This is a genomic window from Rahnella sp. JUb53 (genome assembly GCF_004346065.1).
GTDB lineage: Bacteria > Pseudomonadota > Gammaproteobacteria > Enterobacterales > Enterobacteriaceae > Rahnella > Rahnella variigena.
The window spans coordinates 53,190-65,225 of record NZ_SLYT01000002.1 but is presented as its reverse complement, the minus strand read 5'-3'; the positions used below and the strand labels follow the sequence as shown (position 1 = coordinate 65,225).

The window sequence follows — 12,036 nt, the reverse complement described above, 5'->3', positions numbered from 1 at the left end:
TCAATGAGTGAATTGTATCTTACGGATACTCCTTTTCTGTAATAACCCCGGATAAAGATAATCCCATGAGGGGTGGTTAATGACTCGCTTCGCCTGCCGCTTAATCTGATTAAACAAAATTCAAAAATTTTATCGGAACATCAAAGCAGTAACGCTAGAATGTTCACTATATTTTCTGCATTCAGCCGATCAAAATTCTCACGGTTGTTTCTCCGACTGTCTCAGGGGGCATACGGATGTTGATAGGGATAGATTTAGGTACTTCAAACTGTGCTGTTTCGATTTGGCAGGACGGTCAGTCTCTGCTGGTTCCCAATGTCTATGGAAAAAATCTGACCCCTTCGGTGGTCGGGATAGACGATGACGGACATATGCTGGTCGGGGCCCCCGCACATGCACGCTTATTTACTCATCCGGAACTTACCCTCGCCAGTTTCAAACGTTTCATGGGAACGGATCATTCATTCCGACTGGGTAACCAGCATTTTCGTGCTGAAGAACTGTCCGCCCTGCTTCTGCGTAGCCTGAAAGCAGACGTGGAACAGCACTGTGGCTGCAAGTGTGACCGCGCCATCATCACCGTCCCTGCTTACTTCAACGATGTACAACGTAACGCGGTCAGGGCTGCGGGTGAACTCGCAGGGCTGCATGTTGAACGTTTGCTTAACGAGCCGACCGCCGCATCGCTGGCTTACGGAATGGCAAATCAGCAGGAACATAAATTTCTGGTGTTTGACCTGGGCGGCGGCACTTTTGATGTCTCGATCATCGATATGTTTGAAGGCGTGATCGAAGTCCGCGCCAGCAGCGGCGATGTCTTCCTTGGCGGTGATGATTTCACGCGCAGTCTTGCCAGCTGGATGTTGAACCAATATCCCCGTCTGGATAAAGAAAATACCGCATTGTTCGGACAATTACTGACACTGGCTGAAAAAGCCAAGTGCCAGCTGACGACTGAAGAGAGCACCACACTGCAATACCAGTGGCAGGGTGAAACTCTTAGCTGGAACCTCACTACCGACATTCTGTTGCAGTGCTGCGAAAGCACGCTGGAGCGGATGAAAAAGCCGGTGATGCAGGCACTGCGTGATGCCAGATTCTCGGCCGATGAAATGGATCACATCGTGCTGGTTGGTGGTGCCACGAGGATGCCGCTGGTACGTCAAACGGTAGCTCGTCTGTTCGGGCGCTTCCCACGCTGTGAGTTGCAACCCGATGAAGCCATTGCAATCGGGGCCGGTATTCAGGCCGGACTGGTGCTTCAGGATCAGGCACTCGACGATATTGTTCTCACTGACGTGATGCCATTTACACTCGGCATCGCTACTTCGCGTCGCAAGGGCGAAGGTTATGAAGATGGTCATTTCCTGCCGCTGATCGAGCGCAACAGTTTTGTGCCAGTGAGCCGGGTCGAAACCATCATCACGGTGTTTGACCAACAGAAACATCTGGATATCTGCGTTTATCAGGGAGAGTCCCGGCTTGTTTCCGATAACGTACTGCTCGGCATGCTCAGAGTTGATGTTCCTCCTCTCCCTGCCGGTGAGGCCAGCGCTGACGTCCGTTTCACTTACACTCTGGATGGTATTCTGGAGGTGGAGTGCAAGATCAACAGAACGGGCCTGAGCGAAAAACTGGTCATAGAAAAAGCGCCGGGCAGCCTCACACCCGCGCAAATTACAGAAAGCCTGCGAAAACTCGATGCCATCAAACAGCATCCGCGTGAACAACTGGTTAACCGGCAACTGGTGGCCGAAGCGAACGCGTATTATGAGCAGAGCCTCGGTGAACAGCGACAGTATATTGCCGATCACCTGTACCACTTTGAACGAATTCTTGATACGCAGGATGCCCGCCAGATCGCTGCAGCGCGCAAGGAAATCGAGGAACTGATCGCGTATCTGCGCAAGGAATGGGAGTAAACGGATGGGCATCTGGTCAGTCTTAGACATCGAACCTACTGATGATCTGAGCATTATCAAACGCGCTTACGCCCGGAAATTGAAAACCACGCGGCCAGATCAAGATCCGGTAGGCTATCAGCGGCTGAGGGAGGCGTTCGAGCAGGCGAAGGGTTATGCGGCGCGCTCTTTGCAGAGTGACGTTGTCACGGAGATTGTCGATGAATCCCCTTCTTTCACCTTACCGACGCCGGTTCACATTGAGCCTTTAAAAGAGCTCACGTCAGATATTGATGATGCGCTGGAGCAAGAATTAGAGGCGTTAAAGCCGGTGACAGAAATCATTGATGTCATGATGGAAGATGAAACCGAAGGCCTGAGCCTGCTGAAATCCGTGCTATCCGGCGGGCTTTTACAAAATCTGCGGCTGCGGGAAGTGTTCAGTCAGGAACTGGCTGCGCAACTGAGTGAGCGCGAGGGACTGTATTCGGCACTGCTTATTCATGTTTCAGAGGTCATGGGTTGGGATATTGACCATTATCAGCCGGAAGGTATTTCCCCATACAGGCTGGAGGCACTTCAGCATCAGGTTGAAATGACCGGTGCGAACTATTACTGGTCGCTCATGGAACGGGAGTATCAGAATTCAGCGCTTAACCGTTTGCGCCTGAGACTTCTGACAGTTGAAGGCGCTACGTTGCCGTGGTGGGCCAGACTGGTGCCAGATTTTATGACATCGCTGCACGACAAGCTCAGAGACATCAGGACTTATTATCCTGCACTGTTGCCGCGTTTAAATTCAGTTTTAGTGAAAACGTTGTCTGAAACCCGAGTGGTTTTGCGCTGGGGAATGGTATTTCTGACGGGCTTCTGGCTGTTGCTCATCATGCTGGCGACACGCGAACATCCGGATCCCTGGCGGTCACGTATCATACTCATTGCCATCATTGGCTTGTATACTCACGGCTACAGTTTTCTTGAACAAAAACTCCGTCGGTGGCCGCGAATATTGTGTGGCACGGTGTGCGCGTTCTCGCTGCTGTCGGTCGGTATTATTGTGAAGATAATGTTGGGCTTTTTCACGATGTTTAAGCCTGAAGCGGGAAACCTGGCTATGGCCGTCACCAATTACGCGGTACTCAGTGCCAGCAGTTTTTGCGTGCTATGGATGATGGCGCCAAAACACTGGAAGTGGTATGGCGTTCCACTTAACTCGATGATTATTTTAGTGATTTTTCCCTGGGAGTGTATGAAAAAAGCCTCAGGAGTGGTGGGTGTTGTGGCCTTCATTTTGCTGCTGGGAATGTATTCCCTGCTGATCGCTTTCGGCTTCCGTTAGTTATTGCGGGCGGGCTGCTTTTGATAAGCAAGCCCGCCCGGGTACTTATTCTGTCAGCACCCAGACACTGACACTGCCCCCGGCGCAGAAGAATACTGCCGATCCTTTTTCGTCAGTTTCGATGATCTCTTCGCGGTTACCCAGCAGGTCATGCCATTTTTTATTGCCGAAATTATCGCCCAGTTCGATGGCTTTTTCTCCGGCTTCACTGTTTGACATCACGACGACACAGCCCGGATGCTCGGCGGTACCGCTGCGGCTGAAGGCCAGACAGTTCGGGTGATCAAAATAATCGGTCTGAACGCCCCATGCGTGGGTTTGCCGCGCCTTGATCAGCGTTTCGAGTCCAGGGATCACCGGCATGTCGATGGTGTAACTGTTGCCATCATCGCCTTCATCTTCGTAATTCGCACCGCATAAGTCCGGATAAAAGACGATCGGCACGCCCTGTTCACGCAGTAAGATCAGCGCATAGGCCAGCGGTTTGAACCAGGGTTCAATAGGCGCTTCCAGTGACTGCAACGGCTGGGTGTCGTGGTTTGCCACCAGCGTGACGGCGTGCGCCGGATCGGCGGCTACCAGCGTATTGTCGAAAATCTGGCTCAGGTTGTAATCTGCGCCTTGCTTTGAAGCGTGATGAAAATTCAGCTGCAACGGCGCATCGAAAAGCATGGTTTTGCCTTCGACCTGCTCAATATAATTTTGCAGCGTCGGCACATCGTGCGACCAGTATTCAGCCACGATATAAATCGGTTCTTCTGCCTCATTCTGGACATGATCGATCCAGTCTTTATAAAACCATGCCGGTATGTGCTTGACCGCATCCAGACGGAATCCGGTGCAACCGGTTTGTTCCAGCAGCCAGCGCGCCCAGTATTTAAGCTCTTCGCTGACCGCATTGTTGCGAAAATCGACGTTGGCGCCCATCAGATAATCGTAGTTACCGAATTCGTCATCGACCTGATCATTCCAGCCGCCGCCGGTGTAATCATTAATGATTTTGAAGATGCCATTCTCGTCAGGATTTTCGATATGATCGACGCCGCTGAAGCAGTGGAAATCCCAGATGAATTTCGAATACTGGCCGTTGCGGGCAGCGAATATAAAGCGCGTCCAGGCATCTGCCTCAATGATGTCGTCACTGATTTCTTCACGATTATCGATATTGACGCGGTTTACCTGCACGCGCTCTTTCTCATCCGCACCCATTTTATGATTGAGCACCACATCGAGGATCACGCCCATTCCGTTAGACTTCAGCGCGTCGATGGCGGCGAGTAACCCCTCTTTGTCGCCGTATTTTGTTGCGCGGCTTCCCTTCTGGTCGAACTCACCCAAATCGAATAAATCGTAGGTGTCATAACCAACCGAGTAACCGCCGGAATCCCCTTTATAGGCAGGCGGGAGCCACGCGGCGGTGATACCGGTTTCTGCCAGCCATGCGGCCTTTTCGGCGACTTCCGGCCAGAGTTGTCCTCCGTCCGGGTAATACCAGTGAAAGAACTGAAACAACGTAGGATTCTGCATACAGGCTTTCCATTCAGATGACCGGGAAATGAAGTATGGAGCAGGAATGGAAAAAATGCGGCGCGGAGCAAAAAAAAGCCGGTCAGCGAGGTGACCGGCTTTGAGATTACGCGGGATTATGATCAGTCAATATCAGGATGCTGCGCAATCAGGTTCTTTCTTTTAGCTTCAAGTTCAACAATCTGAGCGTCAATATCTTCGATTTTCTGTTCGATATTGTCGTGATGTTCCTGAAGGATTTCTTTCGCTTCTGCGCGATCCGACGCGGCTGGCGTCGCACCTTTCAGCGGACGGTTAGCGGTTTCTTTCATGAAGATACCGGTCACCAGGCCGATGATTGCCACCACCATCAGGTAGTAAGCAGGCATATACAAGTTGCCGGTGGCTTCGACCAGCCAGGCGGCGATGGTCGGTGTCAGACCGGCAATCAGCACGGAGATGTTGAAAGCTATCGCCAGCGCGCTGTAGCGGATGTGCGTCGGGAACATGGCCGGCAGGGTCGATGCCATGACGCCGATGAAGCAGTTCAGCAATACCGCGAGGATCAGAAGTCCGGCGAAAATCAGCCCGACAACACCGCTGTTAATCAGAATGAAGCACGGGATAGCCAGAATGAACAGACCCACGCTGCCGATCAGAACAAACGGCTTACGGCCAAAGCGGTCACTCAGCAAGCCCATGAACGGCTGTACAAACAGCATACCGACCATGATGGCGATGATAATCAGCACGCCGTGGTCTTCTGAATAATGCAGGCTGTGAGACAGGTAGCTCGGCATGTACGTCAGCAACATGTAGTAAGTGACGTTAGTCGCAATCACCATCCCGACGCAGACGATCAGCGGTTTCCACTGCTTGGTCAGAATTTCACGGAAAGAGACTTTCGGCGGCTCTGCAATGTCCTTACGGGAATCGCTGTCGATTTTATCGACGTGCTGCTGGAACGTCGGGGTCTCTTCCAGTGCGTGACGCAGGTAGATACCGATCAGGCCAAGCGGTGCGGCGATGAAGAACGGAATACGCCAGCCCCATTCGAGGAAGTTGGTTTCACCGACAATGCTGGAAATCAATACCACCACGCCCGCGCCGAGGATAAAACCGGCGATAGAGCCGAAGTCCAGCCAGCTGCCGAGGAAGCCACGTTTTCTGTCAGGAGAATATTCGGCAACGAAAATCGCTGCGCCGGTGTATTCGCCCCCGACCGAGAAGCCTTGTGCCAGTTTAGCCAGTAACAGCAAAATCGGAGCCCAGATACCGATGGTGGCGTAACCGGGGATCAAACCGATACAGAAGGTACTCACCGACATGATAATGATGGTGACGGATAATACTTTCTGACGGCCAAACTTATCACCCAACGCACCAAAGAACAGGCCGCCCAGAGGCCTGACGAGGAACGGAACCGAGAAGGTAGCCAGTGCGGCAATCATCTGAATGCCCGGATCGGCGCCCGGGAAGAAGACCTGACCCAGTGCAAAAGCGACAAAGCCGTATACACCGAAGTCGAACCACTCCATTGCGTTACCTAACGCAGCTGCGGTGATCGCCTTCTTGAGCTTGGAATCGTCAATGATAGTAATATCGTTGATTTGCATCGGTTTAACGCGTTTCTTTCTTAATCTAATCATGTACATCCCTTTTCTAAAATAACTTCACTGTGTAAAGCGTGAGGTATGTGTTCAGCACCCTTAATCTATTTTGGGTATCAATTGTTATTTACGAAACCATGACATTATAGAATGTTTTTTACAGAAGGGAAAAATGTGATCAATGTTGCATTTTCGGCAGCGACCGCCGCCAGTGTGCAACGGTAAGTGGTAATGTGTTTTCAATTTAATGAAATTGCATTTCAATTAATAAACAAAAGCCCAAACACGGCTGATTTTATTGCCACTTATGAGGTGAATCATGGCGAAAGGTTCTCAGATTCAATTCAATTTTCACACGGTTCAGGACGCACAGACCGGCGCGCGTCTGACGCGTCTGACCCCGCCCGATGTGCTTTGCCATCGCAACTATTTCTATCAGAAATGCTTTACCCGCGACGGCGGCAGGCTGCTGTTTGCCGGTGAGTTTGATGGCAACCGCAATTATTATCTGCTGGATCTGCAGACCCAAAAGGCGGTTCAGCTGACGGAAGGCAAAGGTGACAATACCTTCGGTGGCTTCCTGTCACCCGACGATCAATATCTGTATTACGTGAAAAATGAGCGCAGTTTGCAGTGCGTAAAACTGGACGATTTCAGCGAAAAAACCGTTTATACCGTGCCGGAAGATTGGGTTGGATACGGCACCTGGGTCGCGAACAGTGAATGCACCAGTCTGGTGGGCATTGAAATCAGTCGTAAAGACTGGACGCCGCTGTCTGACTGGAAAATCTTCCAGGAGTTTTATCATAGTAATCCCCGCTGCCGCCTGTTGCGTGTCGATCTCATCAACGGCAAGTCCCGCGTGATACATGAAAAGAATGAATGGCTCGGGCATCCGATTTATCGTCCCTTTGACGACCATACCGTCGCATTCTGTCATGAAGGCCCGCACGATCTGGTGGATGCCCGCATGTGGCTGGTGAATGAGGATGGCAGCAATGTGCGCAAGGTGAAGGAACATGCACCGGGTGAAAGCTGTACGCACGAATTCTGGGTACCGGACGGCTCCGCGCTGATGTATGTGTCTTATCTGAAAGGCCAGCACGACCGCCATATCCGCCGTTTTGATCCGCAAACCGGCGAAGATATTTGCCTGATGACCATGCCTGCGTGTTCGCATCTGATGAGTAATGAAAACGGAACGCTGCTGGTCGGCGACGGTTCCGGCACGCCGGTTGATGTGAAAGATACCGCCAGCCATACGATTGAAAACGATCCATGGCTGTATATTTTCGACGCCCGTACCCGTCAGTATGCCCCGCTTGCCGCCCATAACAGTTCATGGCGTGTGCTGGATGGCGACCGTCAGGTGACGCATCCTCACCCTTCTTTCTCGCCGGACGATCGTCACGTGCTCTTTACCACCGATCACGAAGGCCTGCCGGCGCTGTATCTGGCAGAAATTCCGGATGCCCTGCTCAGCTCGTTAAGAAAGGACTAACCGATGTTTGTATTTAAAAAAGAGATCCCCTTACAGGATTTAGGTGACGGTGTAAGCCGTCGCGTTCTGGCACATAACGGCAGCATGATGGCCGTCGAAGTGTATTTTGAGGAAGGCGCAGTCGGGCCGATGCATAACCATGTGCATGAGCAACTGACGTACGTGCTTTCCGGTCGCTTCAAATTCACTATCGGCGAGGAAACTCACGAAGTGACCGCGGGCGACACGTTATACAAAAAACCGTACATCATGCACGGCTGCGTGTGTCTGGAGAAAGGGGTACTCCTCGATACCTTCACACCGCAACGACAGGATTTTCTGTAACCCATAAAAAACCGGTGCCACATGGGCACCGGTTTTTTTTGTCATCAAGAAAACGAAATCTTACGCGAGGATTTCACGCACGAAGGTTTCGATCTCTTTGTTCTGACAGTTCTCGAAGAAACATTTCTGGAAACGTTCACCGGTCACGGCGGTTTTCACCAGTTCAGGATCGATGGCACGCAGCGTATCGAGATAGTTTTCTTTCACTACCGCGGCTTTCACCTGGTTCAGAATACCGGCGTTGCGTACCTGAGGTTCTTTACGGTCAGCCGGATAACCCTGGCCTTTCACGCCGGTAAAGGCTTTCTCGAAAATGAAACGCACGTTGAGTTCTGCGCCCCAGCCAAAACCTTTGGCGAATGGCAGTGACAATGCGTTGCCATTATTGATTTGCGCGAACAGGAAAGCATCCGCCGGATCAATACAGTAACCGCAATTAACGCCCGGATGAATGTTCAGTGACATCAGCGCGCCCTGTCCGGTGCCGCAGCCAGCCACGACAAAATCAACCGCTTTGGAGTTGAGTAAAATGCTGGCCATGATGCCCAGATGGATGTAAGTCAGGTGGTGATCCTGCTCATCAGACATGCCCACGTTGTACACCGGATATTCTTTCTCAGATGCCACTGCGTTCAGTTCTTTCAGGATAATCGCGTTTTTAGCGGCCTGACTGTTTTCCATCATCAATGCAATTTTCATGAGATTTCCTCTTTGGGCAGCGGTGTGACCCGCCGCTGTCGGTGATTATTGAGCAATAATTGGCGTAATTAACGAGCCAGCCAGCCGCCGTCAACGGCAATCGTGTAGCCATTAATATAGTCGGATGCCGGAGAAGACAGGAAAACAACCGGTCCCATCAGATCAGATGGCAAACCCCAGCGACCTGCAGGAATACGCCCCAGGATTTCTTCGCTGCGCGCTTCATCGGCACGAAGTTGCTGGGTGTTGTTGGTGGCCATGTAGCCCGGTGCAATGGCATTCACATTGATATTGTGTTTCGCCCATTCGTTCGCCAGCAGACGGGTGACGCCCATCACGGCACTTTTCGATGCGGTGTAGGAAGGGACGCGAATGCCGCCCTGATAAGAAAGCATCGATGCAATGTTAATGATTTTGCCGCCGGTGCCCTGCGCGATGAATTGTTTTGCCACCGCTTGTGACATGAAGAAGACAGATTTGATGTTCAGGTTCATGACGTCATCCCAGTTCTTTTCGCTGAACTCAATGGCGTCTTCACGGCGAATAATGCCGGCATTATTGACCAGAATGTCGATATGGCCCATTTCCGCCACCGCACGTTCGAGCAGCGCCGGGATCACTTTAGTATCGCTAAGATCGGCTGTCAGGCTCAGGAAACGACGCCCTGTCGCGCCGACACGTTCGATGGTTTCAGTAGGTTCGACAATATTGATGCCGATAATGTCACACCCTGCTTCAGCAAGGCCAATGGCCATACCTTGCCCCAAACCGGTATCACAGCCGGTGACGACCGCGACTTTTCCTTTCAGAGAAAAATTATCCAGAATCATGATGTTTCCTTTTCATAAAACGGAGGCGAATGCGCTTTTCCGTAGGATTTTTGGTTGTCGGGCTGTGCCCGGCTCCAGAGTCATGAAAGGAGTTTAGCGAGAAAATTCACTCAACTCAACAAAATGAAACATCATTTCAATTTAGCTGAACTTTGATGTCGTTTTTTGTTGGGTTGATCACGTCCTGAGAAATACCGCTGCGCGGATGCCTGATATGTTCATCATAAAGTGAGGTGAAAATCACAGAAAAGTACGACGGAAAACATGGTGGGGATAACTGAGAGAGATGACGATCTAAGAGATAAACAGAGTTCACTGCCCGGCAGGAAGCCGGGCCAGCGGTACACACTTACCGGGAGTAAGTGGAGAGAAGAATCAGTGCAGGCAGCCCTGACATTCCGCAGACATATTCAGACCGCGGCGCCAGTCACCAGGCGTCTGACCGAACTGACGTTTGAAGCTACGGGTGAAAGATTGTTGGGAGTCAAAACCCAGCGAAATCGCCACGCTGACAATCGGCTCACCGCTGCTGGCCAGCATATCGGCAGATTTCTTCAGTTTTTTCTCACGAATGAATTCGCCCATCGGTAACCCGGTGTGCTCTTTGAACATCCGCTGGAGATACCAGCGCGAATAGCCTGCACGTTTGGCAACGGTTTTAATATCCAGTCGCTCTTCCAGATTGTGATCGATCCAGTCGATCAGGTCGTGAATGAAATCCTCGGTTCTCATGGGCAATCTCCTGCTTATTTTTTTGTTTGTGCGCCCCGAGGGCGACTCGTCTTTTTATAAACTGACCTAGTTTTCGTTTAAATGCAAGTTTTACTATTGCATTTAATTTGCCATTACCGGATAGTCACACACCCCGAAGTAAACATTCTGTAAAACAGCACAGAAAGTGTAACAGTAATTCTTGCACTTTAGTAGGCGCATCCCTACAATCCCCTCGAATCAATTGTATCAGTATTTGATACATTATTGTGCTGATGAACGGCACAAGTCCCAAAAAAGTCAGATCAGGCAAAGGACGTTACCCGGCGGACAGGCCGTGTATTGCCTGGCAGTACTTACTCACTGGAAATAAAAATAATGATTAACCTGCAAAAATCACAGGTTGTTGCACGCGGCCGCTCCGGTGGTTCGCATTTGACGTTGCGCCTTTCAGGGATCGCGCTGATGGTTGCCCTGCTTGCCGGGTGTGATAACAGCGTGGCACAAAATTCGGCTCCACCTGCCCCGCAGGTCAGTGCCGCAGATGTTTTGATTAAATCTATAAGCCAGTGGGATGCGTTTAACGGACGCGTGGAAGCGGTACAAAGTGTGCAACTGCGCCCGCGGGTGTCCGGTTACATCGATAAGGTGAATTATCAGGAAGGTCAGGAAGTGAAAAAAGGTCAGGTGTTATTCACCATTGATGACCGCACTTACCGCGCCGCACAGGAACAGGCTCAGGCAGAACTGGTCCGTGCGCGTAATCAGGCCGGTCTGGCGAGAAGTGAATCGGCGCGTACCGAAGCGCTGATGGGCACCCAGGCGGTATCAAAAGAAATCGCCGAGCAGCGCCGTTCCGCAGCCTCTCAGGCGCAGTCAGATGTGCTGGCCGCTCAGGCACAGCTGGATATGGCGCAGCTTAATCTTGATTTCACCCGCGTAACTTCCCCCATTGATGGCCGCGCCAGCCGCGCGATGATCACTTCAGGAAATCTGGTGACCGCCGGTGACAGCGCCAGTGTGCTGACCACGCTGGTTTCGCTCGATACCGTTTATGTCTATTTCGACGTAGATGAAGGCACTTTCCTGCGTTATCAGGCGCTGGCCCGCGACGGAAAATTCAATGATAACCCGCAAAATCGTCTGCCAGTTCACGTGGGCTTAGTCGGTGAAGACGGTTATCCGCATCAGGGTGTGGTGGATTTCACCGATAACCAGCTCAATTCCGGCACCGGCACCATCCGTATGCGTGCCCTGCTCGATAACCGCGACCGTACTTTTACGCCGGGATTATTTGCCCGCGTTCAGATGCCGGGCAGCGCGCAGTTCAGCGCCATGCTGGTGGATGATAAAGCCGTGCTGACCGATCAGGACCGCAAGTTTGTGTATGTGGTCGATAAAGACGGTAAAGCCCAGCGTCGCGATGTGGAAGTCGGCAGGATGTCCGGCGGATTGCGGATTGTGCAAAAAGGTCTGGAAGCCGGTGATCGCGTCATCATTGATGGCGTGCAAAAAGTCTTTATGCCGGGAATGCCGGTGAATGCCAAAACCGTCAGCATGGCCGCCAATGTTGCCGCGCCTTTCCCTGCTGCCGTTCAATAAAAGAGAATCCTGA

The 12,036-nt window shown here is 51.6% G+C and carries 10 protein-coding genes; 5 read left to right on the top strand and 5 right to left on the bottom strand.

Annotation, left to right across the window (positions count from 1 at the left end; genetic code table 11):
* Nucleotides 1-236 precede the first annotated feature (236 nt).
* Complete coding sequence (locus tag EC840_RS04820; protein ID WP_132964136.1) at nt 237-1,922, top strand: molecular chaperone HscC; 1,686 nt, start codon at nt 237-239, stop codon at nt 1,920-1,922.
* Between the two features lie 4 nt (nt 1,923-1,926).
* Nucleotides 1,927-3,240, top strand: coding sequence for a hypothetical protein (locus tag EC840_RS04815; protein ID WP_132964135.1), 1,314 nt, complete (start codon nt 1,927-1,929; stop codon nt 3,238-3,240).
* Nucleotides 3,241-3,285: 45 nt separating this feature from the next.
* Here the strand turns inward: EC840_RS04815 and amyA are convergent, their stop codons facing one another.
* Together amyA and proP are read right to left on the bottom strand one after the other, a co-directional pair.
* Entirely contained in the window at nt 3,286-4,767 is a 1,482-nt protein-coding gene (gene amyA, locus EC840_RS04810) for an alpha-amylase (RefSeq protein ID WP_132964134.1), read from the bottom strand.
* Between the two features lie 122 nt (nt 4,768-4,889).
* Nucleotides 4,890-6,392, bottom strand: a complete 1,503-nt coding sequence (gene proP / locus EC840_RS04805; RefSeq protein WP_112286704.1) for a glycine betaine/L-proline transporter ProP — start codon at nt 6,390-6,392, stop codon at nt 4,890-4,892.
* Nucleotides 6,393-6,675: 283 nt separating this feature from the next.
* Here proP and EC840_RS04800 point away from each other — a divergent pair, with 283 nt between their 5' ends.
* The gene (locus EC840_RS04800) at nt 6,676-7,857 is read left to right on the top strand and encodes an oligogalacturonate lyase family protein (RefSeq protein ID WP_132964133.1); all 1,182 of its coding nucleotides are present in this window, start codon (nt 6,676-6,678) and stop codon (nt 7,855-7,857) included.
* A gap of 3 nt (nt 7,858-7,860) precedes the next feature.
* Nucleotides 7,861-8,181 (top strand): cupin domain-containing protein, encoded by a 321-nt coding sequence (locus EC840_RS04795; RefSeq protein WP_129640052.1) that lies wholly within the window; start codon nt 7,861-7,863, stop codon nt 8,179-8,181.
* 60 nt (nt 8,182-8,241) lie between these two features.
* Here EC840_RS04795 and EC840_RS04790 read toward each other — a convergent pair whose 3' ends face one another.
* The 3 genes from EC840_RS04790 to EC840_RS04780 form a co-directional block, all read right to left on the bottom strand.
* Entirely contained in the window at nt 8,242-8,880 is a 639-nt protein-coding gene (locus tag EC840_RS04790) for an RpiB/LacA/LacB family sugar-phosphate isomerase (protein ID WP_113878279.1), read from the bottom strand.
* Nucleotides 8,881-8,948: 68 nt separating this feature from the next.
* Nucleotides 8,949-9,710, bottom strand: a complete 762-nt coding sequence (gene kduD / locus EC840_RS04785) for a 2-dehydro-3-deoxy-D-gluconate 5-dehydrogenase KduD (RefSeq protein WP_113878278.1) — start codon at nt 9,708-9,710, stop codon at nt 8,949-8,951.
* Nucleotides 9,711-10,085: 375 nt separating this feature from the next.
* A complete protein-coding gene (locus tag EC840_RS04780) occupies nt 10,086-10,442 on the bottom strand; it encodes a helix-turn-helix domain-containing protein (protein ID WP_112286681.1) in 357 nt (118 codons plus the stop codon).
* A 444-nt stretch (nt 10,443-10,886) separates the two neighbouring features.
* Here EC840_RS04780 and EC840_RS04775 point away from each other — a divergent pair, with 444 nt between their 5' ends.
* A complete protein-coding gene (locus tag EC840_RS04775) occupies nt 10,887-12,023 on the top strand; it encodes an efflux RND transporter periplasmic adaptor subunit (protein ID WP_243701030.1) in 1,137 nt (378 codons plus the stop codon).
* Nucleotides 12,024-12,036 lie beyond the last annotated feature (13 nt).